General features: G+C 69.4%; 29 protein-coding genes and 2 pseudogenes. 9 read left to right on the top strand and 22 right to left on the bottom strand.

Going from position 1 to position 22,852, the window contains the following annotated elements:
- Nucleotides 1-17 precede the first annotated feature (17 nt).
- The 3 genes from nusB to B0F77_RS06170 are packed head-to-tail and all read right to left on the bottom strand — an operon-like array spanning nt 18 to nt 2,111.
- Nucleotides 18-437: a transcription antitermination factor NusB gene (gene nusB, locus B0F77_RS06180; protein WP_086661789.1), complete on the bottom strand. Its 420-nt coding sequence runs from the start codon at nt 435-437 to the stop codon at nt 18-20.
- Nucleotides 437-1,003, bottom strand: a complete 567-nt coding sequence (efp, locus tag B0F77_RS06175) for an elongation factor P (RefSeq protein ID WP_086661788.1) — start codon at nt 1,001-1,003, stop codon at nt 437-439. The genes nusB and efp overlap by 1 nt, the downstream gene beginning before the upstream one ends.
- A 31-nt stretch (nt 1,004-1,034) precedes the next feature.
- Nucleotides 1,035-2,111, bottom strand: coding sequence for a M24 family metallopeptidase (locus B0F77_RS06170; protein ID WP_086661787.1), 1,077 nt, complete (start codon nt 2,109-2,111; stop codon nt 1,035-1,037).
- A gap of 35 nt (nt 2,112-2,146) precedes the next feature.
- On the opposite strand from B0F77_RS06170, the gene B0F77_RS06165 reads away from it, so the two are divergent.
- Nucleotides 2,147-2,551 (top strand): B-4DMT family transporter, encoded by a 405-nt coding sequence (locus tag B0F77_RS06165; protein WP_143466592.1) that lies wholly within the window; start codon nt 2,147-2,149, stop codon nt 2,549-2,551.
- On the opposite strand, the gene B0F77_RS06160 is transcribed toward B0F77_RS06165, so the two are convergent.
- Entirely contained in the window at nt 2,548-3,156 is a 609-nt protein-coding gene (locus B0F77_RS06160) for a hypothetical protein (RefSeq protein WP_211293681.1), read from the bottom strand. The two genes, B0F77_RS06165 and B0F77_RS06160, sit on opposite strands and share 4 nt — an antisense overlap.
- Before the next feature lie 25 nt (nt 3,157-3,181).
- Nucleotides 3,182-3,565, bottom strand: a complete 384-nt coding sequence (locus B0F77_RS06155) for a VOC family protein (RefSeq protein ID WP_086661785.1) — start codon at nt 3,563-3,565, stop codon at nt 3,182-3,184.
- A 54-nt stretch (nt 3,566-3,619) separates the two neighbouring features.
- Here B0F77_RS06155 and B0F77_RS06150 point away from each other — a divergent pair, with 54 nt between their 5' ends.
- Nucleotides 3,620-3,964: a hypothetical protein gene (locus B0F77_RS06150; protein WP_143466591.1), complete on the top strand. Its 345-nt coding sequence runs from the start codon at nt 3,620-3,622 to the stop codon at nt 3,962-3,964.
- Here B0F77_RS06150 and aroQ read toward each other — a convergent pair.
- The 7 genes from aroQ to B0F77_RS06115 all read right to left on the bottom strand — a co-directional run bounded on the left by aroQ (nt 3,954) and on the right by B0F77_RS06115 (nt 8,531).
- A complete protein-coding gene (gene aroQ / locus B0F77_RS06145; protein ID WP_086661783.1) occupies nt 3,954-4,382 on the bottom strand; it encodes a type II 3-dehydroquinate dehydratase in 429 nt (142 codons plus the stop codon). The two genes, B0F77_RS06150 and aroQ, sit on opposite strands and share 11 nt — an antisense overlap.
- Nucleotides 4,379-5,488 (bottom strand): 3-dehydroquinate synthase, encoded by a 1,110-nt coding sequence (gene aroB / locus B0F77_RS06140; RefSeq protein WP_086661782.1) that lies wholly within the window; start codon nt 5,486-5,488, stop codon nt 4,379-4,381. Before aroB ends, aroQ begins: the two co-directional genes overlap by 4 nt.
- Nucleotides 5,485-5,991, bottom strand: a complete 507-nt coding sequence (locus tag B0F77_RS06135) for a shikimate kinase (protein WP_086661781.1) — start codon at nt 5,989-5,991, stop codon at nt 5,485-5,487. Before B0F77_RS06135 ends, aroB begins: the two co-directional genes overlap by 4 nt.
- Nucleotides 5,988-7,187, bottom strand: a complete 1,200-nt coding sequence (aroC, locus tag B0F77_RS06130; protein WP_086661837.1) for a chorismate synthase — start codon at nt 7,185-7,187, stop codon at nt 5,988-5,990. Before aroC ends, B0F77_RS06135 begins: the two co-directional genes overlap by 4 nt.
- 13 nt (nt 7,188-7,200) lie before the next feature.
- Entirely contained in the window at nt 7,201-7,653 is a 453-nt protein-coding gene (locus B0F77_RS06125; protein ID WP_086661780.1) for a prepilin peptidase, read from the bottom strand.
- A 189-nt stretch (nt 7,654-7,842) separates the two neighbouring features.
- A complete protein-coding gene (locus B0F77_RS06120; protein WP_086661779.1) occupies nt 7,843-8,298 on the bottom strand; it encodes a PTS sugar transporter subunit IIA in 456 nt (151 codons plus the stop codon).
- Entirely contained in the window at nt 8,295-8,531 is a 237-nt protein-coding gene (locus B0F77_RS06115) for a PTS sugar transporter subunit IIB (protein WP_086661778.1), read from the bottom strand. Before B0F77_RS06115 ends, B0F77_RS06120 begins: the two co-directional genes overlap by 4 nt.
- A 110-nt stretch (nt 8,532-8,641) precedes the next feature.
- On the opposite strand from B0F77_RS06115, the gene B0F77_RS06110 reads away from it, so the two are divergent.
- Genes B0F77_RS06110 through B0F77_RS47735 form a run of 3 tightly spaced genes read left to right on the top strand, consistent with a single transcriptional unit; the run spans nt 8,642 to nt 10,980 of the window.
- Entirely contained in the window at nt 8,642-9,397 is a 756-nt protein-coding gene (locus B0F77_RS06110; protein WP_086661777.1) for a GntR family transcriptional regulator, read from the top strand.
- Nucleotides 9,394-10,683: a PTS transporter subunit EIIC gene (locus B0F77_RS06105; protein WP_086661776.1), complete on the top strand. Its 1,290-nt coding sequence runs from the start codon at nt 9,394-9,396 to the stop codon at nt 10,681-10,683. Before B0F77_RS06110 ends, B0F77_RS06105 begins: the two co-directional genes overlap by 4 nt.
- A gap of 30 nt (nt 10,684-10,713) precedes the next feature.
- The gene (locus tag B0F77_RS47735) at nt 10,714-10,980 is read left to right on the top strand and encodes an HPr family phosphocarrier protein (protein ID WP_158102618.1); all 267 of its coding nucleotides are present in this window, start codon (nt 10,714-10,716) and stop codon (nt 10,978-10,980) included.
- A 204-nt stretch (nt 10,981-11,184) separates the two neighbouring features.
- On the opposite strand, the pseudogene B0F77_RS49650 reads toward B0F77_RS47735, so the two are convergent.
- Nucleotides 11,185-11,547: pseudogene (locus tag B0F77_RS49650) on the bottom strand (phosphatase PAP2 family protein); the annotation flags it as partial.
- Nucleotides 11,548-11,778: 231 nt separating this feature from the next.
- On the opposite strand from B0F77_RS49650, the gene B0F77_RS06095 reads away from it, so the two are divergent.
- From B0F77_RS06095 to B0F77_RS06085, 3 genes are read left to right on the top strand one after another with little or no spacing between them, the layout of a single operon-like run.
- Complete coding sequence (locus B0F77_RS06095; RefSeq protein WP_086661836.1) at nt 11,779-12,453, top strand: response regulator transcription factor; 675 nt, start codon at nt 11,779-11,781, stop codon at nt 12,451-12,453.
- A 32-nt stretch (nt 12,454-12,485) separates the two neighbouring features.
- Nucleotides 12,486-13,796, top strand: coding sequence for a sensor histidine kinase (locus tag B0F77_RS06090; protein ID WP_245847856.1), 1,311 nt, complete (start codon nt 12,486-12,488; stop codon nt 13,794-13,796).
- Nucleotides 13,793-14,188, top strand: a complete 396-nt coding sequence (locus B0F77_RS06085) for a hypothetical protein (protein WP_086661773.1) — start codon at nt 13,793-13,795, stop codon at nt 14,186-14,188. Before B0F77_RS06090 ends, B0F77_RS06085 begins: the two co-directional genes overlap by 4 nt.
- A 34-nt stretch (nt 14,189-14,222) precedes the next feature.
- Here the strand turns inward: B0F77_RS06085 and B0F77_RS50825 are convergent.
- The 8 genes and pseudogenes from B0F77_RS50825 to B0F77_RS06050 form a co-directional block, all read right to left on the bottom strand.
- Nucleotides 14,223-14,381 (bottom strand): annotated as a pseudogene (locus B0F77_RS50825) (DUF6985 domain-containing protein); the annotation flags it as partial.
- Nucleotides 14,382-14,458: 77 nt separating this feature from the next.
- Nucleotides 14,459-15,277, bottom strand: a complete 819-nt coding sequence (locus B0F77_RS06080; protein ID WP_245847855.1) for a shikimate dehydrogenase — start codon at nt 15,275-15,277, stop codon at nt 14,459-14,461.
- Nucleotides 15,277-16,500: an endolytic transglycosylase MltG gene (gene mltG, locus B0F77_RS06075; protein ID WP_086661772.1), complete on the bottom strand. Its 1,224-nt coding sequence runs from the start codon at nt 16,498-16,500 to the stop codon at nt 15,277-15,279. The genes B0F77_RS06080 and mltG overlap by 1 nt, the downstream gene beginning before the upstream one ends.
- Nucleotides 16,497-16,985, bottom strand: a complete 489-nt coding sequence (gene ruvX, locus B0F77_RS06070) for a Holliday junction resolvase RuvX (protein ID WP_086661771.1) — start codon at nt 16,983-16,985, stop codon at nt 16,497-16,499. The genes mltG and ruvX overlap by 4 nt, the downstream gene beginning before the upstream one ends.
- Nucleotides 16,972-19,641, bottom strand: a complete 2,670-nt coding sequence (gene alaS / locus B0F77_RS06065; RefSeq protein ID WP_086661770.1) for an alanine--tRNA ligase — start codon at nt 19,639-19,641, stop codon at nt 16,972-16,974. The genes ruvX and alaS overlap by 14 nt, the downstream gene beginning before the upstream one ends.
- Nucleotides 19,642-19,713: 72 nt before the next feature.
- Entirely contained in the window at nt 19,714-19,983 is a 270-nt protein-coding gene (locus B0F77_RS06060; RefSeq protein ID WP_030471638.1) for a hypothetical protein, read from the bottom strand.
- On the bottom strand, nt 19,980-20,384 hold the full coding sequence (locus tag B0F77_RS06055; RefSeq protein ID WP_086661769.1) for a DUF948 domain-containing protein: 405 nt from the start codon (nt 20,382-20,384) through the stop codon (nt 19,980-19,982). Before B0F77_RS06055 ends, B0F77_RS06060 begins: the two co-directional genes overlap by 4 nt.
- Before the next feature lie 93 nt (nt 20,385-20,477).
- A complete protein-coding gene (locus B0F77_RS06050) occupies nt 20,478-20,972 on the bottom strand; it encodes a DinB family protein (RefSeq protein ID WP_086661834.1) in 495 nt (164 codons plus the stop codon).
- A gap of 150 nt (nt 20,973-21,122) precedes the next feature.
- On the opposite strand from B0F77_RS06050, the gene B0F77_RS06045 reads away from it, so the two are divergent.
- Nucleotides 21,123-21,701: a GNAT family N-acetyltransferase gene (locus B0F77_RS06045; protein WP_158102615.1), complete on the top strand. Its 579-nt coding sequence runs from the start codon at nt 21,123-21,125 to the stop codon at nt 21,699-21,701.
- Nucleotides 21,702-21,739: 38 nt separating this feature from the next.
- On the opposite strand, the gene B0F77_RS06040 is transcribed toward B0F77_RS06045, so the two are convergent.
- On the bottom strand, nt 21,740-22,705 hold the full coding sequence (locus tag B0F77_RS06040; protein ID WP_143466590.1) for a hypothetical protein: 966 nt from the start codon (nt 22,703-22,705) through the stop codon (nt 21,740-21,742).
- Between the last annotated feature and the right edge of the window lie 147 nt (nt 22,706-22,852).

Genomic DNA, 22,852 nt, shown 5'->3' with positions numbered 1-22,852 from the left:
GCCGTTCACGGAGAACGTCAGAGAACAGCGCGCAGCTGGTCCGCGATGACCGCGATCCGGCCGAGCACACCGTTCACGAACCGCGGCGAGTCGTCCGTGGACAGGCCCTTGGCGAGTTCCACGGCCTCGTCGATCGCCACCGCGTCCGGCACGTCGGCCGCCCACAGCAGCTCGTACAGGCCGATGCGCAGGACCGCGCGGTCGACCGCCGGCATGCGCTGCAGGGTCCAGCCCTCGGCGTGTTCGGAGATGAGGTCGTCGATGCGCGCACGGTGTGCGGTGACGCCCTCGACGAGGGTCACCGTGTAGTCGTTCACCGGCGGCACGTCCGGAGACCCGACGCGCGAGGCGAGCAACGTCACCGCGTCGCTGCCCAGCAGGTCGGCTTCGTAGAGGAAGTCGACCGCGCGCTTGCGGGCCTTGCTACGAGCGCCCATTACTTGTCGCTGATGCGGCCGAGGTAACGACCGTCGCGGGTGTCGACCTTGATCTTCTCACCGGTCGTGACGAACAGCGGGACCTGGATCTCGGCGCCGGTCTCCAGGCGGGCGGGCTTGGTGCCACCGGTGGAGCGGTCGCCCTGCAGGCCGGGGTCGGTGTGCTCGATGACGAGCTCGACCGACGTCGGGAGTTCGATGAACAGCGCCACGCCCTCGTGCATCGCGACGACGGCTTCCTGGTTCTCCAGCATGTAGTTGGCGGCGTCGCCAACCGTGTCGCCGGGGACCGGGATCTGGTCGTAGGTGTCGCCGTCCATGAAGATGAAGTCGGCGCCGTCCTTGTAGAGGAACGTCATGCCGCGCTTGTCCACGGTGGCGGTGTCGACCTTGGTGCCCGCGTTGAAGGTCTTGTCGACGACCTTCCCGGTCAGCACGTGCTTGAGGGTCGTGCGCACGAAGGCGCCACCCTTGCCGGGCTTGACGTGCTGGAACGCGGTGACGGTCCAGAGCTGGCCGTCGAGGTTCAGCACCAGGCCGTTCTTCAGGTCGTTCGTGGTGGCCACGGTGGAATTTCTCCTGTGTTGGACGGGGGTGTCAGACGACCACGAGTTCCTTCGTGGTCAGGGTGAGGAGCTCCGGCCCGCTTTCGCGCACCACGAGGGTGTCCTCGATGCGGACCCCGCCCCGCCCCGACAAGTAGACGCCGGGCTCGACGGTGACCGCCATACCGGCCGAAAGTGTACCGTCACCCGCCTTCGACAACGCCGGTGCCTCGTGGATCTCCAGCCCGACGCCGTGGCCCAGGCCGTGCACGAACTCGTTCCCGTGCCCCGCCTTCTCGATCACCTCGCGCGACGCGTGGTCGACGTCGCACAGCCGCACCCCCGGCTTCAGCGCGTTGCGGCCGGCCGCCTGTGAGCGTGCGACCAGGTCGTACAACTCGCGCTGCCAGTCCGCGGGCTTGCCGAGCACCAGCGTGCGGGTCATGTCCGAGTGGTAGCCGTCGACGAGCGCGCCGAAGTCGAGCTTGATGAGGTCGCCCTGGTGCAGCACGGCGTCGGTCGGCGCGTGGTGCGGCACCGCCGAGTTCGCCCCGAACGCCACGATCGAGGAGAACGACGGGCCCTCCGCACCGTGGTCGAGCATCCGGCCCTCCAACTCGCGCGCGACCTCGCGCTCGGTCCGGCCCGCACGCAGGCCGCCGTGCCCGATCAACGCCGCCAGCGCCCGGTCCGCCGCCGCGCACGCCATCCGCAGCGCCTCGATCTCGACCTCGTCCTTGACCAGCCGCAGCTTCTCGACCAGGCCACCCGCCCGCTGCAGCTCCGCCTTCTCTGCTGTCTGGGTGAGCGCGTCCAGCCCGTCCACCGTGACGTGGTGGCTCTCGAACCCGAGCCTGCCCTTGGCCCGGCTCGCCAGCGCGATGTCGCACGGCCGGTCGATCAGCCGTTCCAGGTCGGGCACCTGCTTCTGCGACTGCGTGAGATAACGGCCGTCGGTGCAGAACACCGTGGTGTCGTCGCCCTGCGCGTCGACCAGGACGGCGGCGTTCGATCCGGTGAATCCGGTGAGATACCGGACGTTCAGCAGATTCGTCACGAGGAGCGCGTCCAGGTTCGTGGCCTGGAGCTCCTGACGCAGGGCGGTTCGGCGTGCGGCGTACGACGACATGTCTCGCAGCGTACGGCCAGTCCTAAGCTGTCCGCATGAGTCCTTGGTTCGTCCGTGCGTTGTGGATGGGGCTCCTGCACGGAGCCGTGCAGACGGGTGTGGCCGCGGTCGCCGTCCGCAGCCCAGAAGCCTCGTCCGTCGGCCCGATCGCCATCGGGCTGCTGATCGCCGCCGCGGTGATCTGGGGCGCGGTCGACACACTGCGCGAGATGCCCTCGCGCGGCATGCAGTGGTTCATCGCGGCGCTGATCGCCGGGCCGTTCGCCGGGGCGCTCGGCGTGATCGGGTCGGCGCTGCTGGTCGACCAGACCGGGCAGGAGGCGCTGTGGGTGGCGCTGACGGGCGGGGCGGCCTTCACCGCGTTGCTCGTGCTGGCGCCGGCGGGGCTCGGCATGCTGCTCGGTGGTTTCCTCGCGCAGAAGGACTCGGCGCGCGGTTAGTCGCCGCTCACCTTGAGCTGGTAGACGACCGAGGTCGAGAAGGAGCCCGACTCCCCCTCGATCTTCAGCTCGTGCTCGCCGGGCAGCAACGGCGGCAGCCACGCCCACAGCCCGCACGCCTGGGCGACCTTGCGCCCGGCGCTCTCCCCGATCGCGTTGTCCTTCGCGGCCTGGAAGGAGATCTCGACGGGATCGACCCGCCGCAGCTCGACGACCTGCCCGTCGAGCGTCATCGACCCCTTCGCCGCCGCCATGAACGACTTGCAGTCGGACGTGTTCGCGCTGTACAGGTTCACGGCGGGCGCGGCCAGCGGGCGACCGGCGGGCACCTCACACGTCCGTTGCGCCTTGCCACCGAACGTCCCGGCGAGGAACCACACGTCCTTCGGCTGGTCCTCGGCGCAGAACTGACCGGTGGGGTCGGCCACCGGGTTGCGCGCCTCCGGACTCGACAGCGCCCACGTCCACCACTTGGCCTGCAGCTCCGCGTTGGACGGCGCGGCGCCGTCCGGTGCCGCCGAGGTCGAGGTCGGGGCAGCTGGTGGCGGGGCGGCCGCGCACCCGGCCAGGAACAGCGCGACGGCGGCGATGAACAGTCTCGGCACGCGCGGCATCCTCGCAGATGAGAGGTCAGCCGGCGGTCGCGACCAACTCGACCTCGAAGCCGTCCTCGTTCTCCAGGAACGCGGCGTAGTGGTCGGGGCCGCCCGCGTACGGGTGCCTGTCGGCGAACATCAGCCGCCAGCCGTTGTGCTGAGCCTGTTCGGTGAGACGGTCGACGTCCTCGCGGGTACCGGCGTGCAGGGCGAGGTGATTCAGGCCGGCTTTCATCCGATCGTGTGGACCTGTCAACGCCGGGGACTGCTCGACCACGACGTAGGTGCCGCCGAGCTTCCAGCTGACGCCGGCGGTCCAGCGCTGGAACTCGGTCCAGCCGAGGGCTGGGAGGAGCCAGCCGAACGTGGCTTCGGCGCGGGACAGGTCCGGCACCCACAATTCCACGTGATGCAGCAATTCGCCGCACCCCCTCCCCGGTAGTGTGCCGTGGTTCAAACTCGCGGATACCGAATGTCAACCAACTGGCCCGAGATTGACGATCAACTGGGACTGGCTGGGACGAATTTGGCCACTAATCTCTTCGACATCCCCACGGCAACCCAGCAAAGGACGGCAATGGCCGACGATTTCCGCGTGCGCAACAATCTCTCGGGCGAGGTCGGTGACAGCGCCTCGGTCGTGCAGGTGCACAACGTGCACGGCGATGTGTTGCTGATGGCGGGCCGTAAGCGGTCCGCAGCCACGACAACGTTCAAGCTCAACTCGTCTGACATGAGAACAGCCGCGCTCGGGCTCACCACGATCGCGGCCGTTCTGCTGGTCAGCGGGCTCAGGCGAGCGCGCGCTACTTCTTGAGCGACAGCCAGCGCAGCGCCAGCAGGTAGCCCTCGACGCCGAGCCCCACGATCACGCCGCTCGCGATCGCCGAGATGACGCTGTGGTGCCGGAACTCCTCGCGCTGGTGGATGTTCGAGATGTGCACCTCGACCAGCGGCGCGGTGAGCTGCGAGCACGCGTCGCGCACCGCGATCGAGTAGTGGGTCCAGGCGGCGCCGTTGAGCACGACGGGGATCGAGGCGTCGGCGGCCTCGTGCAGCCACGCGACCATCTCGCCCTCGTAGGCGGTCTGGCGGACCTCGACCTCGAAGCCGAGCTCCTTGCCCTCAGCGACGCACAGGTCGACGAGGTCGGCGTGGGTGGTGCTGCCGTAGATGAGCGGCTCGCGGGTGCCGAGGCGGTCCAGGTTCGGGCCGTTCAGGACGAGGACCTTCACAGCAACACCTTCCCGGAGCCGGTGGTGGGCTCGGCGGCGACGGCCGAGTAGGCGGCGGCGATCAGGGCCGGGTCCGGGCCCTCCAGGCGGCCGGGCTTGGCCAGGCCGTCGAGGACGACGAAGCGGAGCACGCCCGCCTTGTTCTTCTTGTCGACCTTCATGCCCTCCATGAGCTGCGGGAGGGCGTCCGGGTCGTAGGAGGTCGGCAGGCCGAGCAGTTCCAGCACCCGGCGGTGGCGATCGGCGGTGTCGTCGTCGAGGCGGCCGGCGAGGCGGGCCAGTTCGGCGGCGAAGACCAGGCCCACGCTGACCGCGGCGCCGTGCCGCCAGCGGTAGCGCTCGCGGCGTTCGATGGCGTGGCCGAGGGTGTGGCCGTAGTTCAGGATCTCGCGCAGGGACGACTCGCGCAGGTCGTTCGTCACCACGTCGGCCTTGATCTGGATCTTGCGGCGGACCAGTTCGGCGAGCACGTCACCGGTGGGGTCCAGGGCCAGCGCGGGGTCGGCCTCGATCAGGTCGAGGATGACCGGGTCGGCGATGAAGCCGCCCTTGACGATCTCGGCCATGCCGGCGACGAGTTCGTTGCGCGGCAGCGTTTCCAGCGTTGCCAGGTCGACGAAGATGGCGTCCGGCTCGTAGAACGTGCCGACGAGGTTCTTGCCCGCGTCGGTGTTGATGCCGGTCTTGCCGCCGACCGCCGCGTCGACCATGCCGAGCAGCGTCGTCGGGATGTTCACCAGGCGCACGCCGCGCATCCAGGTGGACGCGACGAAGCCCGCGAGGTCGGTCACCGCGCCGCCGCCCAGGCCGACGACGACGTCCGCGCGCGACAGGCCGATCTTGCCGAGCACGTCCCAGCAGAAGCCCGCGACGGCGAGGTCCTTGCCGTCCTCGGCGTCGGGGATCTCGACGCGGTGGGCGTCGGCTCCGACGGCCTTCAGCTCGTCGACCAGCACCTCGGCGGTCGCGGCGAGCGTCGGCTGGTGCACGATCGCGATCTTGGCGGTGCCGCGCAGGAACTCGACGATGTCGCCGAGCAGGCCGCGGCCGATCACCACGTCGTAGGGCTTCTCGGCGGCGACCCGGATGCGGACGGGCTCGGTCATTGCTCAGCTCCCTCGATCACCACTGCGGTCACCTGCTCCGGATCGAGGGTGTCGGTCAGCACCTCGATCGTCGCGACCTCGCGGTACAGCGGCAGGCGCGCGTCCAGCAGCGCCTTGAACGTCGCGCGCGGGTTCACGGCGGACAGCAGCGGCCGCGCGGACGAGAGTCCGGTGCGGCGCACGCCCTCGGCCATGCCCACGTTCAGGAACACGACCGTGTGGCTCTTCAACAGGTCGCGGGTCTTCCGCGAGAGGATCGCTCCCCCGCCCAGCGCCAGCACGCCGTCGTGTTCTTCGAGCGCCTTGGCGACGGCTTCTTCTTCCAGGGCTCGGAAAACCGGCTCGCCGTCGTCGGTGAAGATGTCCGAGATCGGCTTGCCCGCGCTCTCGACGATGTCCGCGTCGACGTCGCGGAAGGCGAGGTTCAGCTGCTTCGCCAGCAGCTCGCTGACGGTGGTCTTGCCCGCGCCGGGCGGGCCGACCACCACGAAGCGCGGGCTCACATGCCCTCCCAGCGGGCTTCCAGGGCCTTCAGGTACGCGTGGGCGTTGCGCCGGGTCTCGTCCAGCGAGTCGCCGCCGAACTTCTCCAGCGCGGCCTCGGCCAGCACCAGTGCCACGACGGACTCCAGCACCACACCGGCCCGCGGCACCGCGCACACGTCCGAACGCTGGTGGATCGCGACGGCGGGCTCGCCGGTGCGCACGTCCACAGTGGACAGTGCGCGCGGGACGGTCGAGATGGGCTTCATGGCCACGCGGGCGCGGAGGATCTCGCCGTTGGTGATGCCGCCCTCGAGACCGCCGGCGCGGTTCGAGCGGCGGGTGACGCCGACCGGGCCGCTGCCGCGGTCGATCTCGTCGTGCGCCTGCGAACCCCAGCGCTGGGCGGAGGTGAAGCCGTCGCCGATCTCCACGCCCTTCATCGCCTGCACACCCATCAGCGCGGCGGCCAGGCGCGCGTCGAGGCGGCGGTCCCAGTGCACGTGCGAGCCGAGGCCCGGCGGCAATCCGTAGGCGAGCACCTCGATCACGCCGCCGACCGTGTCACCGGCCTCCTTGACGGCCTCGACCTCGGCGATCATCGCGTCGGTGCCGCGCTGGTCGAAGCAGCGCACCGGCGACTCGTCGATCGCGGGCAGGTCGTCCGGCGTGGGCAGCGCGGCATCCTCCGGCGTCTGCGCCTTGCCGATGGACACCACGTGGCTGAGGATCCGCACGCCCAGCAACTGCTGCAGGAACTGCCGGGCGACCGTGCCGAGCGCGGTGCGGGCGGCCGTCTCCCTCGCGGACGCGCGTTCGAGCACGGGCCGCGCCTCGTCGAAACCGAACTTCTGCATGCCCGGCAGGTCCGCGTGACCGGGCCGGGGCCGCGTCAGGGCCTCGTTGCGGCCGGTCGGCTTGAGCAGGCTCGGGTCGACCGGGTCCGGCGACATGACCGTCTGCCACTTGGGCCACTCGGAGTTGCCGATCGTGACCGCGACCGGACCGCCCTGGGTCCTGCCGTGGCGCACGCCGCCGAGGATCTCGACCTCGTCCTGCTCGAAGCCCATCCGCGGGCTTCGGCCAAATCCGAGCCTGCGTCGCCCGAGCTGGGTGACGAGGTCCTCGGTGGTCACCTCGACCCCGGCGGGCATGCCCTCCAGGACGGCGACGAGGGCGGGGCCGTGTGACTCTCCAGCGGTGATCCAGCGCAGCACGTTCACAATCCTTTCACAGCGTTGTCAACGCCCAGGTGGCGGCCAGCAACCCGGGCCCGTGCGGCACTCTCCTGCTGCGTCTCAGCGCGGCGAGGGCGAGCGTGACCGCGCTGGACAGGATCGCCGCAGGTAGGAGCGCCGGCAGCGCGAGCGTGGTGCCGAGCCCCGCCGCGAGCTTCACGTCGCCGCCGCCCATCAGCGCCGGTCTGAGGCGCCGGACGGCGAGATGAGCGCCACCGAAGATCACCGCCCCGAGCACCGCGGCTCCCAGCCTGTGGAACTGCAGGAGCAGCAGCACGGCCCCCATCGGGAGGGTCAGCGCGTCCGGCAACCGGTGGTGCCGCAGGTCCGTCGCCGCGAGCACGATGCCGAACGACGCCAGCACGTACGACGAGGGTGGTGCGTCGAGGACGGCGGCGACCGTCCACAACGAACCCAGCACAGACGCGAGCAGGACCGTGGTCATGGCACCACGGTCCTGCTCGGCACAGCTCAGACCCAAATTCCGGGCCGTCGTGAACGGTCCGTTCACGCACGGCCCCACCGTGCCTCACGCCGGGCTGGGAAAACGCCCGAACCGCGCCCTGAGGTGCACGCGGGGAGCTTTCGTTCACTCTGACCGCACGCGAGGACCCCGCGTACCGTCCGGAACGGGTCAGCGAGACCAGTCGAAGAGGGCGCCGGTCGCCGTCACGTCCACGTCGACCGCCAGGTCGCCGAGCACTTCGGCGGACGCGTCCAGCGCGATCACCGGGCAGATCGGCGCGAAACCGGCCGCCTCGACCTCGGCCGGGTCCCAGGTGACGATCCGCTGGCCGGCCCGCACCTCCTCGCCCTTCACGACGTGCAGCTCGAAGCCCTCGCCCTTGCGCTTCACGGTGTCGATGCCGAGGTGGACCAGCACGGCGGCGCCATCCGAAGTGGCCACCACGAACGCGTGCGGGTGCAGGGTGACGACCTTGCCGTCGACCGGGGAGACCACGTCGGCCTTGGCGCGGACCGGCTCGACCGCGACGCCGGGGCCGACCATCGCCTGCGAGAAGACCGGGTCCGGCACGGCGGAGAGCGCGACCACCCGGCCGGTGACGGGGCTGCCGACGCGGAGGCTCACAGGAGGTCCTCGATGTCGGACGCGATCGTGTCCGCCTCGGGGCCGACGACTACCTGGACAACGTTGCCGGAACGCATGACTCCGTGCGCTCCCAACGCTTTCAGGGCCTTCTCGTCGACAACGGAACCGTCCTCCAGCTCGCACCGCAGGCGGGTGATGCACGGTTCGATCTCGACGATGTTCGACGCGCCGCCCAGCGCCTCGATGATCTTCTGCGCCTTCTCGTCAGCCACGTTCGTACCTCTCGTTCCCGTAACAGCGGTTGACACCCGCTCGGTGCGCGGAGCATTCTCCCGCACCAACTGGTCTAGACCGGAAAGTACCACTGCGAGGAGGTGAGCGAATGCACGAGATCGTGGAGGGGCCCAAGCCCAAGCACGCGCAGCTCCGCGAGATCCTGCGCCGGCTCGCCGAGCAGGACCTCGCGCCGGGCTCACCCATCCCGTCCGAACGCGACCTCGCCGAGCGGTACGGGGTCTCCCGCATCACGGTGCGGGCGGCAGTCGGCCAACTGGTCGCCGAAGGCCTGCTCACCAGGGCGAAGGGGCGTGGGACGTTCACCGCACGGCGGCGCTACGACCTGCAGCACCTGCTGGCCTCGTTCACCTCGGACATGAAGGCTCGCGGGCTCGAGCCCAGCACCGAGGTGATCAGCTCGGGCCAGGCGGCTCCCGGCTCGAAGGCCTCGCTGGGCCTCGATCCGGACGAGTACGCGTACCGGGTGGTGCGGCTGCGCAGGGCCGACGGGGCGCCACTCGCCCTGGAGGCCGGCTGGTACAGCCCGCACCTGCTGCCGGAGCTCGACCGGTGCGACCTCTCCGGGTCGCTCTACGAGCTGTTCGCGGCGAAGTACGGGGTGCAGCTCGACGAAGCCCGGCAGACCGTGTGGGCCGAGACCGCCGACGCCGACACGGCGAAGGCGCTCGACGTCCGCAAGGGCAGTCCGCTGCTCGTGTTCCGAAGGGTCGCCAGCGCGCAGGGGCGGCCTTGTGAAGACGTTACTTCCTGGTACCGGGGCGATCTCTACCAGGTGACCATGCAACTGGACCGGACCGTCCCGGGTTCCGGACCGAACTCCGCCAAGGGAGGAACCCGATGAGCACGGACGCCGCAACCGGTGGTCGTGAGATCAAGGGCCTCGCCACGTTGCAACGCTTCGGTCGCAGCCTGATGCTGCCGATCGCCGTGCTGCCCGCGGCAGGCCTGCTGCTCCGCTTCGGTCAGCCCGACATCCTGGGCAAGGACGGCCTGGGCTGGAACGCTGTCGCCTCGGTGATCGGTGCGGCGGGCGACGCGCTGTTCAGCAACCTCGCCCTGCTGTTCGCGGTCGGCATCGCCGTCGGGTTCGCCCGGCGCGGTGACGGCTCCACCGCGCTCGCCGGTGTCGTCGGTTACGTCGTGCTGACGAGCGTCTTCAAGGCGATGTCGCCGTTCGTCCTCGACCAGCCGACGGACCCAGCCGCGAAGCCCGTACTGATCAACTACGGGGTGCTCGGCGGTATCGTCGTCGGTATCACCACGGCACTGCTGTGGCAGCGGTTCCACCGCATCAAGCTGCCCCCGTACCTGGCCTTCTTCGGCGGCCGCCGGTTCGTCCCGATCATCGTCGCCGGCGTGATGGTGATCTTCGGCGTCCTGCTCGGCTTCCTGTACCCGCTGTTCAACGCGGGCCTCACCGCCATCGGTGAGTGGGTCACCGGCAGCACGATCATCGGCGCGTTCATCTACGGCACGGTCAACCGCCTGCTGATCCCGCTCGGCCTGCACCACATCGTCAACAACGTCGTGTGGTTCCAGTTCGGCGAGTTCAACGGCAAGACCGGTGACATCCCGCGATTCCTGGCGGGCGACCCGTCGGCCGGTACGTTCCAGACCGGCTTCTTCCCGATCCTGATGTTCGCCCTCCCGGCGGCCGCTCTCGCGATCGTGCACACCGCGAACCCCAGCCAGCGCAAGATCATCGGCGGCATCATGGGTTCGGCCGCGCTCACCGCGTTCATCACCGGTGTGACGGAGCCGCTCGAGTTCGCGTTCATGTTCGTCGCGTGGCCGCTGTACCTGATCCACGCGCTGCTGACCGGTACGTCGCTGGCGATCTCGAACGCCCTCGGCGCGCACGACGGCTTCTCGTTCTCGGCCGGTGCGATCGACTTCATCCTGAACTGGAACATCGCCACCAAGCCGTGGCTGCTGATCGTCCTCGGCCTGATCTACGCGGCGATCTACTACTTCCTGTTCCGGTTCGTGATCACCAAGTGGAACCTGAAGACGCCGGGCCGCGAGGACGACGAGTCGCCGGAGGCGGATGAGAGCATCGTCGGCAGCGGGCGCGACGAGGCGGGCACCACCCGCACCGACGTCCGCGCGCCGAAGACCGACAAGTAGGCAATACCAGTTCTACCGGGAGGAACCATCATGGCCGAGCGACGGGTCACCGTGGCCAGCAAGGTCGGACTGCACGCCCGACCGGCCGCACTGCTGGCGAAGGCCGCCGCCGACCAGCCGGTGACGGTCACCATCCGCAAGGACGACGGCGAAGCCGTTGAAGCGGCGAGTGTTCTGGGTCTGATGACCCTGGGTGCCATGCACGGTGACGAGGTGGTGCTCAGCGCCGATGGGGACGGAGCGGATGCTGCTCTCGACGCCATCGCCGAACTGATCGCCACCGACCACGACGACTGAGTCGTGATCCGGCCGTGAGCGGTCCTGGTCGCCCCGACGACCGAGACCACTCACGGCCCACCCGAAGTGCAGGACGACACCCGCGGTCACGACGCCGGCCAACGTCGACGGCGTGGCCTGCGGGTACGTCACCATCAGCCAGACCCCGCCCACCGCGAGCGCGGGCGGCACGATCAAACCCGCGGTCCACTTGCGCAACACCAGGAACGCGAGCGTCGAGACCAGCAGCGCCGCGCCGAGCGTGTCGCTGAACCGGTGCCAGCCGAGCGACACCGTCTCCGCCGCCACCGCGCCAGCCCCGATCGCACCGGGCACCGCGACCAGGAGGGCGAACCGCTTCGGCACCGCCATGGTCACCGCGATCACCGACGCCACCGCGGCCGTCGTGTGTCCGCTCGGAAAGCTGTTGTGCACCAACACGGCGTCTTCGTCCAACTCGGGTCGCACCAGTACGTAGAGCTTCAGCACCTGTGCGAACAACACCGAACCGCCGAGCAGCAGCAACGGCGGAAACGCCTTCTTGCGTGCAATAAGGATCACGAGGACCGCGGCGACGACGATCGCCATGTCCACGTTGGACGCCCACGAGCGTTGCAGTGACAGCTCGGGCAACGCAGCGTTCTCCGCCTTCTGCCCGAACGACGTCCACACCAGCGCGAAGTACGTGAAGAGGAATCCCAGCAAGCTTCCGGCCATGCGATCGAGACTCCGCGAGCCGATCAACGGGAGCGTCCACGCGATGTCATGGTTCCGCTACAGAACCGGCACAGGCGCCGTCACCGGCCGATAATGGATCTCGTGGCGATGGTCTTGCTGGTCGAGGACGACCCCTCTGTGCGTGAAGGACTCGGTCTGGCGCTGCGCCGCCAGGGACACGACGTCCGGGCGGCCGGAACAGGCGAGGAAGGCGTCGAGAAGCTCCGTGAGTCGCGTCCCGACATCGTCGTCCTGGACATCATGCTGCCCGGCATCGACGGTTTCGAGACGTGCCGCCGGATGCGCGTCCAGGCCGAGGTGCCGATCATCATGCTCACCGCGCGCGGCGACGACTTCGACGTGGTCGCCGGCCTGGAGGCGGGCGCGGACGACTACGTGGTGAAGCCCGTCGAGCCGCGTGTCCTGGAGGCCAGGATCCGCGCGGTGCTGCGGCGGACCGTCTCCGAACCGTCCAGCGTGGAACGGCACGGCTCGCTGATGATCGACCGCGCCGGCCTGCAGGTGCTCAAGAACGACGTGAAGGTCGCGCTGACGCCGACCGAACTGAAGCTGCTGCTGGAGCTGTCCCGCACGCCCGGCCGCGTGCTGACCCGCCAGCAGATTCTCGAAGCCGTCTGGGAGCACGACTACCTCGGCGACTCGCGCCTGGTCGACGCGTGCGTGCAGCGGCTGCGCGCCAAGATCGAGGACGTGCCCTCCGAACCCGGCTACGTCCACACCGTGCGCGGCTTCGGTTACCGCTTCGGCCCCCGATGAAGTCGCTCTTCCGGGGCCTGAGGCCCCGGCTGATGGCGGCTTTCCTGCTGCTGACCCTGCTGGGCGCGGTGGCGGCGGCGGGTGCCTCCTTCGCCACGGCCAGGAACCTGATCCTGGAGGACGCGCAGAACGGGTTCATGAACCCGCTGGTCCAGGACGTCCGCGACTACGCGTTCCGGCTGACCGTGCCGCCGTCGCAGAAGGACCTCGACGACTTCTCCTCGTTCCTGCGCGGCGCCGCGACGGTGACCTACGGGGAGCTTCGTTCCCGCACCGGCCCCGATCTGTCGATCAGGCCCGCGGAAATGCGCGAGTCGCTGAAGTCGAGCAGGACGGTCCTCTGGCAGCGCCGCACCGACCAAACCTATCCGTACCTGGTCATCGGCATCCCACTGCTGCGCGCCGACGGTTCCGCCACCGGCGTCGAGGTGTGGTCGGTGCAGTCCCTGGACGGCCCGCAGGCCGCCATCAGCAGCTTCTCGACCGCCGCGTGGGTCGGCGTCAGCCTGGTCATCCCGCTCGCGCTCGGGCTGGCCCTCTTCACCGCGCGCGGCGTCCTTCGGCCCGTGCGACGGCTGGGAGCCGCGGCCCGCGCGCTCGGTTCGGGACGCCTGGACACGCGGGTCGACGAACGGGGCTCCGACGAGTTGTCCGACCTGGCCCGCACGTTCAACCGCGCGGCGGAGCAACTGGAGGCCACGCAGGCCGCCTCCCGCCGGTTCGTCGCCGACGTGTCGCACGAACTCCGCACGCCCCTGACCGCCATGAGCGCGGTGACCGCCGTCCTGGACGAGGACGCCGACACGCTGCCTCCGGACACGGCCGTGGCGGCCCGGCTGGTGTCGACCGAGACGCGCAAGCTGACCCGCCTGGTCAACGACCTGATGGAGATCTCGCGCTTCGACGAGGGCGGCAACCTCCTCGAACTCGACGAGTGGGACATCAGCACCGCCGTCCGCGACTCCCTGGCCGCGCGCGGCTGGACGTCGTCGGTGCGGGCGACGCTCCCCGACGGCGTGATGGGCCGGGTGGACCGCCGCCGCCTCGACGTCATCGTGGCCAACCTCGTCGGCAACGCCCTGAAGCACGGCGGCGCCCCCGTCCAGGTCACCGTGAGGCCTGGTGTCATCGAGGTGGCCGACCACGGCCCCGGCATCCCACCCGATGCCCTCCCGCACATCTTCGACCGGTTCTACAAGGCAGACACGGCCCGCTCCCGTTCCGAGGGCAGCGGTCTGGGATTGGCGATCGCATGGGAGAACGCCCGCCTGCACGGCGGCACCATCGAAGCGGCCAACGCGCCCTCGGGCGGCGCGGTCTTCACCTTGCGCTTGCCCTGGTGACGCTCGCGTCCTGCGGCGTGCGGCCCACCCCGGTGCTGACCGGTGCCGAGGCCCCGACGGTCTCCTCGTACGAGCTGACCGTCTACTTCGTGACCGCCGAGGGCAACGGACTCGTGCGGCGCACGCGGCCGTACACCGGCAACGTCGACACGACCACGTCCATGAACCTGCTGCTGCGCGGGCTCACCGACGAGGAGAAGAAGCTCGGGCTGCGGACCGACGTGCCGACCTCGTCCTCGTCGGTCCACGTGGTGGAGCGGCTGATCCTGCTGCCGGAGGACGTGCCGCTGTCGTCGCTCGGCAAGTGGGGTGTGTATCAGGTGTACTGCACGGCGCTCGCCGGCAAGACGAAGGTGGAAGGGCTGCCGAGCACGGGCTACGACTGCCCCTAGCGGACGGCCCGGCCATACCCGCGCTGCCGCGAAACACGACCTGCAACCCGTTTTCCTGTTCCCAGGAGCACTCGCACTCGACGGAGACGTAAACCAGCCTGTCCGTGCTGTGCCGACTCACACTCACATCGTGCACGTCGGTCGAGACGTGGTCCCCAAACCTGTTCGGGCCCGGCGATCCGAGGGAAGTCATCGTCGTCCTCGTAGCCCTCCACCATGAACAGGAGGGAGGCCGCGCCGAAGATCGGCACCGGAACCGGTTCGCCGCCCTTACGCGCGCGCGGCCAGTGCGGCGGCCAGCGCCGAGCGCATCACTTCCTGCGGCGCGGCCAGCTTGGTGAACTGCTCCACCTGCCCGAAAGCCTGATGCAGCAACATGTCCAGCCCGGTCGCCAACCGTGACCCGGACGCCTCCACCGCCGAGGCCACCGGCGTGGGCCACGGGTCGTAGATCACGTCCAGCACGTACGGCGCCCGCGCCAACGCCTCGGCCAGCGGCACCGTCGCCTCGGCCGGGACGGTGGACACCAACACGTCCGAGGCGGCGGCCAGCGCACCGAGGTCCACAGAGGACAGTGACAGCACCTCGACCTCGACACCGACACGAGCGGCGGTGGCCAGTGCCTCGGAGGCACGCGAAGGATCCCGCACCACAAGGGAAGCCGAGGTAACGCCCAGCGCGGCGAACCCGGCCAGCACCGCCGTGGCCGTGCCGCCCGCGCCGATCACGACGCCGCGGGAGCCGCCGGAGAAACCCTTCTCCCGCAACGCCCCCACGACACCGTCCACATCGGTGCAGTCGGCGTGCCACCCGGAATCGGTGCGCACCAACGTGTTCGCGGCACCGACGGCCGCTGCGCGCTCGGTGACCGACGCGGCGACGGCCAGGGCCGCGCGCTTCGTCGGCATCGTGCACGAAAGCCCGACCCATTCCGGTCCCAGCGACGAGACAAGGGCGGCCACTCGGTCCTCTGTGCACTCCAGTCGCGTGTACTCCAGGTCGAGGCCCAGCGCGGCGTACGCGGCGTTGTGCAGCACGGGGGAAAGGGAGTGCTCGATCGGCGAACCGATCACAGCCGCGCGAAGCACTAGTAGACGCCGTCCTTCTGAGCCTTCGCGACCAGTGCCTCGTGCTCGTCGTTCGTCGTCGAGAAGCACGTGGTGCCGTCCTTCTGGCACTTCACGAAGTACATGATGTTGCCACCCTCCGGCTTCATCGTCGCCGCGATCGCCTGCTGTGACGGCGAACCGATCGGGGTCGGCGGCAGGCCCTGGTTCAGGTAGCTGTTGTACGGGCCGGGGGTGTCGCGGTCCTTGTCGGACGTGCGGATGTGCGGCTGGTTGTTCTGGTAGTTGATGGTCGAGTCGAACTGCAGCGGCATGGGCTCCTTCAGGCGGTTGTAGATCACCTGGGAGACCTTGGTGAAGTCCTTCTCGATGGCTTCCTTCTCGATCAACGAGGCCATGATCAGCACCTCGTAGGGGCGGAAGCCGGTGTTCACGGTGCCGCCGGGGATGCCGGCACCCTGCAGTTTCTGGGCCGAGGCGACGATGACGCTGCGGATCAGCTCCACCGCGGAGACACCCGGCTTGACCTGGTAGACGCCGCGCATGATCAGGCCTTCGAGGCGGTGGACGGGGTCGGCGCGCTTCACGTCGGCCAGCGCCCAGTCCGGGACGCCCAGGGCGACCGGGTCGGTCTGCTCGGCCGCGGCCTGGATCTCCTCGACGGACAGGCACTTCTTCTGGCCGTCCTTCTCCGTGCAGCTCGCGGCGGCGAGCTGGGAGTAGACGCCAGGCACGGTCTTGCCGTTGGCCTGGATGTCGGTGAGCTTCAGGCCGCCGACGATCTGCACGGCCGGGACCCTCGTCTTCGGGTCGACCATGCGGGTGACGGCGAGCTGGCCCGACATCTTCGTCTTCATCAGGTAGAAGCCCGGCTGGATCGACGTCACGCGGGCGTCGGTCTTGCTGGCCTCGATGAAGGAGCGCGCGGAGGCGACGACGCCGTTCTCGTACAGGGTCGACGCGATCTTGCTGACCACGTCGCCGTCCTGGACCTCGACGATGGTGTCGGTCTCGCCGCTGCCCGCGAAGTCGTCGTAGGAGCCGAGGCCGCGCAGCTCGCGGTAGCCGTAGTAGGCGCCACCCATGCCCACGGCGAGGACCAGCGCGACGACCAGCCACAGGATCGTCTTCTTGCGCTTCTTGGCCTTGACGCGGGCCCTGTCGCGCTCGCGGTCGCGGTCGCGTCTGGGCGGACGTCGTTCGTCCACTTCGGGGTCGGTGAACAACCCGAGATCGTCGCTCACACCTCGTCCTTTCGGGCGGCCACAGAGCGTGCCCGTGCGTCCAGCCAAGACTGCAGGATCTCGACAGCGGCGGCCTGGTCGACCACGGCACGCTGTTTCTTGCCCTTGACACCGCGCTGCGCCAGCACCCGGCTCACCACGACGGTCGTCAGTCGTTCGTCGCTGAGCCGGACCGGCACGGGGTCGATCCGGTCGGCCAGGGCCGCAGCGTACGCGGTCGCCGCGTCCGCTGCCGGACCGTGCCGACCAGCCAGTGTCTTGGGCAGACCGACCACGACCTCGACGACGTCATGTTCGGCCACGAGACGTACGAGCTCGGTGAGGTCCGAGCCGCGCTTCTCGTCACGCTGGAGGGTAACCAGCGGAGTCGCCAGAAAAGCACCCGGATCGCTGAGAGAAATTCCCACCCGAACCGACCCGACGTCGACGCCGAGCCTCCTACCGAGGCCCGGATCGCCGACGCCAGGTGAGTCAGTGCTGCTCAAGCACCTTGTCCAGTTCGTTCGTGAGAGCCGTGATGGCGTCGGAGACACCGGCCGGGTTCGTGCCACCGCCCTGGGCCAGGTCCGGCTTGCCGCCACCGCGGGCGGCGATGGCCGGGCCGAACACCGGGACCAGCTTGCCGGCGGCGAGCCCCAGGTCGCGGGCGGCGGCCGTGGTGGCCACCACGAAGCTGACCTTGTCGCCGTCGACCGAGAACAGGGCCACCACACCGGGCTTGTTGCCCAGGCGGTTGCGGACCTCGCCGCCGAGCGTGCGCAGGTCGTTGCCCGACACGCCCTCCAGGCCCAGGGCCACCAGCGACAGGCCGCGGATGTCCAGGGCCTTGTCGGCGAGCGACCCGGCGTTGCCCAGCAGCTGGGCGGCGCGGACCTTCTCCAGCTCCTTCTCGGCGGACTTCAGCCGCTCGACCAGCGACTCGATCCGCTCGGGCAGGCCCTCGGAGCCGACCTTGAGCATGTCGGAGAGGTTCTGCACGATGGCGCGTTCCCTGGCCAGGAACCGCATGGCCTCGATACCGACGTAGGCCTCCAGGCGGCGCACGCCGGAACCGACCGACGACTCACCCAGCAGGGTGATCGGGCCGATCTGCGACGAGTGCTCGACGTGGGTGCCACCGCACAGCTCGCGCGACCACGGGCCACCGATCTCGATGACGCGCACGGTCTCGTCGTAGGTCTCGCCGAACAGGGCGACGGCACCCATGTCCTGGGCGCCGGCCATGTCGGTGTAGACGATGCTGACCGGCAGGTCCTTGCGCACGGCGAGGTTCGAGACCTCTTCGATCTCACTCTTGGCCTCGGCGGACAGGCCACCGGTCCAGGCGAAGTCGAGTCGCAGGTAGCCGGGCTTGTTGTACGAACCGCTCTGCAGGGCCGACGGGCCGAGCACCTGGCGCAGGGCGGCGTGCACGACGTGCGTGCCCGAGTGGCCCTGGCGGGCACCGACGCGCCACTCCGGGTCGACGCGGGCCTCGACGTGCTCGCCCTCGCTGATCTCGCCGTTCACGACGCGCACCTGGTGCACCCACAGCTTGCGGGCGACCTTCTGCACGTCGAGCACCTCGAGCTCGGCGTTGCCGGTCACGATGGTGCCGGCGTCGGACTCCTGGCCACCGGACTCGGCGTAGAGCGGCGTGCGGTCGAGGACGACCTCGACGATGTCGCCCTCACGAGCCGACTTCACCCGAGCGCCGTTCAGCACGATGCCGCGCAGCGTGGCCTCGGAGGCGAGCTCGGTGTAGCCGGTGAACTCGGTCGGGCCCTGCTCCAGCAGCTCGCGGTACACCGACTGGTCGCCGTGACCGGTCTTCTTGCCGGCGGCGTCGGCCTTGGCGCGGGCGCGCTGCTCGGCCATCAGCTTGCGGAACCCGTCCTCGTCCACGCTGAGGCCGGCCTCGGAGGCCATCTCCAGCGTGAGGTCGATCGGGAAGCCGTACGTGTCGTGCAGCTGGAAGGCCTTGTCACCGGGCAGCGTGGCGCGGCCGTCCGACTTCACCTCGTTGGCGGCGTTCTCGAAGATCCGCGAACCGGCGTCGAGGGTGCGCAGGAACGTGTCCTCCTCGGCCTTGAGCACCTGCTGGATCCGGGCGAACCCGCTGACCAGCTCGGGGTAGGCCTCGCCCATCGAGTCGCGGACGACCTCGGCGAACTGCTGCAGCACCGGCTCGTTCACACCCAGCAGGCGCGAGGAGCGGACGATGCGGCGCAGCAGGCGGCGCAGCACGTAGCCGCGGGCCTCGTTGCCGGGCGTGACGCCGTCGCCGACCAGCAGCACACCGCTGCGGGCGTGGTCGGCGATGACGCGGAAGCGGACGTCGTCGACCTCGTTGGCGCCGTACTTGCGGCCGGACAGCTCCTCGGCCTTGCTGATGACAGCGCGGACCAGGTCGGTCTCGTAGACGTTGTCGACGCCCTGCAGCAGGTAGGCGACGCGCTCGACGCCCATGCCGGTGTCGATGTTCTTGGCGGGCAGCTCACCGAGGATCGGGTAGCCCTTCTTGGCGCCACCCTCGCCGCGGACGTTCTGCATGAAGACGAGGTTCCAGATCTCCAGATACCTGTCCTCGTCGACGACCGGGCCGCCCTCCTTGCCGTACTCGGGGCCGCGGTCGTAGTAGATCTCCGAGCACGGGCCGCACGGGCCGGGCACGCCCATCGACCAGAAGTTGTCCTCCATGTCGCGGCGCTGGATGCGCTCCAGCGGCAGACCGGCGACCTTCTGCCAGATCTCGATGGCCTCGTCGTCGTCGAGGTAGACCGTCACCCAGATGCGCTCGGGGTCGAAGCCGTAGCCGCCGTCGTCCTGGGACTTGGTGACGAGCTCCCAGGCCAGCCGGATGGCGTCTTCCTTGAAGTAGTCGCCGAGCGAGAAGTTGCCGGCCATCTGGAAGAACGTGAGGTGGCGGGTGGTCTTGCCGACCTCGTCGATGTCCGGGGTGCGCACGCACTTCTGGATGCTCGTCATCCGCGGGGCGGGAGGCGGGGCCTCGCCGAGGAAGTACGGCTTGAACGGCACCATGCCGGCGTTGACGAACAGCAGGTTGGGGTCGTCGAGCAGCAGCGAGGCGCTGGGGATGTACTTGTGCCCGGCGTTCTCGAAGTGCTCGCGGAAACGCTTGATGATCTCGTGGGTCTGCACGGGAGTTTTCCTTGCTATTTCAGAAGTTGTCAGGGCCGCCCGGAAGAGGGCACGACGACGAGGCGAACGGTGCTAGTGCTTTCCGTTCGCCCTGGGCGCTCGACGCCCCGGCGTGAAGCCCGTCTGACGTTCCACGGTCTCCTGCAACTCCTGTTCCCGTTCGGCCATGCCCGCGCGCACCTCGGCACCGAAGGAACCGATCGCGCCGGCGAGCTCTCGCAGGCCTTCACCCACGTTAGCGCCGATACCGGCGGGAGTCGCCTGCTTTGTGACCTCGGCGGCCTTCTTGGCGACGAAGAGCCCGGCGGCGGCACCCAGCCCGAACCAGAAGAGGCGGCTCACTTGGCACCTCGCTTCGGGCGGCGCTTGGCGTGCTTGTTCGGCTGCTCGGCGGCCTTGCGCCGGGCCTTCACGGCCTTACTCACGCCGTAGGACAGCGCGGCGGCCTTGACCAGCGGCCCGCCGAGCGTGGCGGTGAACAGGCTGGTGAGCGCCGAGACGTTGCCGGTGACGGCGCGCGCGTTCGCGGTGATGCCGTCGACGCGCTCCAGCTGCGTGTTCACGTGCGTGAGCGTGGTGTTGGCCTCGGTGAACAACGGGTCCGTGTTCTCGTGCGCCTTGCGCATCGCGATCGTGGCCTCGTCGAAGAAGCGGGCCGCCTTGACGGCCACGATCGCCAGCACGAGCACGAGCAGCACGAACGCACCGGCGGCGACCAGCGCTGCGATCTGCCCTGGCGACACGGATCCTCCTGGTTACCGGACGTTTTGGCGTGATTGCGGGTGAGATTACCGGGTGGGTCCGACACCCGACCGAGGGGCATCAGCAGTTGATCTTCAACGACCGGTCGCGCCGTCGATCTGCTCCCGGATGATGTCCGCGTGACCCGCGTGCCGGGCCGTTTCGGTGGTCATGTGCGCGAGCAGCCAGCGCAACGACTTGCGCACGCCGTCGATCGGGATCGCGAAGAGCGCCCCGGGATCCCCGGCCGCCTCGATCGCCCGGTCGCTCGCCTCGATCGCCGCGCGGTACTGCGCGATCACCTCCTCGGCCGACCGATCCGCGGGCACGGTCATGCCGAGTTCGGCCTCCTCGTCCCAGTCGGCACCGCCGAGGTGGTGGTCGAACCAGCCGCGCTCGGCCTCCGCGAGGTGCTGGACCAGCCCCAGGATCGAGGTGCCGCTGGCGACCAGCGGCCTGCGGAGCTGTTCGTCGGTCAGCCCCTCGGCCTTCTTCAGCACGCAGTGGCGCTGGAACTTGAGGAACGCGTGCGCGACGTCGAGCTCGCCCGTGTCGACGCGCGGGACGGGTTCGCGCTGGATCTCCGGCATGGCCATGACCGTACGGCGCCAATTGAAACGGGCCGCTCATTGACTCAGGGTGGTCACCGCCTGTGAAATACCCGTCACACAGGGCTTGACACCGGCGGCCCCGCGGTTATCGAGTAAGGCAACCCTAAGTTGAATGGCGCAGGAGGCCAAGTGAAGCCGGTATCGCACCTGGACTCCTACCGCAGGCACGCCACGGCGGGTGCCCCGCCGATCCCGGAGCTCACGGACCCGTGGCAGGCGCGCGTCGCCCGCCAGGACGGTTACGACCTGCACCTCATCCACCGCTGGAACCAGGCACCGCACGTGGCGGCGTTCTGGCGGCAGGCATGGCCGTTGCCGCGCTGGGAGGAGGAGCTGCGCACCCACCTGGGCGGCGACGACGTCCGCCCGTTGCTGATCAGCTGGCACGGCCGCCCGGTGATCTACGCCGAGCTGTACCGCGCGGCCCGCTCCCCCGTCGCCCAGTGCTACCGGGTGCGACCGCACGACCTGGGCCTGACCCTGGCGGTCGGCGAGCTGGCGATGACCGACCGCGGCCTGGTGCGGTCGCTGCTTCCCCGGCTCACCGACGCGCTGTTCGAGGCCGACCCGCACTGCACGCGGATCGTGATGCAACCCGACGTGCGCAACAAACGCGCCATCAAGTCGTTCGAGGCCGGTGGGTTCATGGCCGCGGACGAGATCATGCTGCCCGGGAAGCTCGCACTGCTGATGGTGTGCAAACGCTAGATCCTTGGGGATCGGATTCTGAACGTGTGAGTCAGGTTTCAAGCTGTGGTGGAGCGGATCTGCCGGTTGAAGATGATCTCCATGCAGTCGGGGCGGCCGATGTCGAGATTGTCCGCGGCGAGCGCCTCGAAGAAGGCGCGGGCGTGCCGGGGTGCGGTGAACACGATGGTCTTGGCGGTCTCGATCTGGCGCATCGAGATGTCCCACCAGTAGCCGGCCGCGCGGTCGGTGGTGGTGAAGGGCAGTGGCAGCCGGGACCACCAGCGTTCGGCGAACACGGTGATCGTGCCGGGCCCGAACCGGTCACAGATCGCCTGCAGGGTCGCCGGATCGTCGCAGGCGGCGAACCCGTTGGACAGCTCACGGAACCCGATTCCCGCGCGGATCGCCTGACGTTTGGCCCACTCGTGCCCGTTGACCCAGATCTTGCCGGGGTAGGGGAAGTAGGCGCAGACCTTCACGAGCGCCGGGCCGAAGTCGTTGTCCCAGAGGTAGAAGTAGTAGCAGACCACCCGCCGCTCGGTCCTGTTGCAGGAGAACCACACCGCGCTGGTGCCGGTCTGTTTCTTGGTGCCGGTGAACACCCACTGGTATTCCTGCGCCACCCCGATCGCCACGACCTGCGAGCGCCCAGTGGCGGCGGCCCGGCGCAGCAGCGGCATCACCTGATCGATCTTGCGTTCCGGCCACGGGGTCTCCGCCATGACACCGGGCCGGTGCTTGTCCTTGCGCCCGCCGAACCGGATCACCGGGATGTGGTTGGCCTCGGCATACGAGGCCACCGCCCGCCGGAACGCCTGCCCGCGCCGGTCCAGCAACGCAGGTGACGGCACCGGTTTGCCCTCGTGCTGAGTCAGGAAGCTGACCACCTGGCCACCCACCATCAGGTTCGGCACCGACAAGCTGAGATAGACCCTGTCCAGACAGTCGATCTCCAGCCCCTTGTGACCCTCGAGGATGTCGTTGACCGTCACTGGATTCGTTCTGGTCAGCCGCGATGCCATGACCGCCTCCACCCACCCGCGCTACGCAGCCGAGGATGCTCGCGACGACACCGCCACGGACACCACCATGCGTGTCACCTCGGCGGTAGTGCTTTGTCGGGTCCGGAGGGACGGACTTGCGCGACAGCGGGCACAGGCGACCCGGTG

The organism is Lentzea kentuckyensis (assembly GCF_002150765.1).
Lineage (GTDB): Bacteria > Actinomycetota > Actinomycetes > Mycobacteriales > Pseudonocardiaceae > Lentzea > Lentzea kentuckyensis.
The sequence above is the reverse complement of the archived record's forward strand: the minus strand, read 5'-3'. Positions and strand labels throughout refer to the sequence as shown.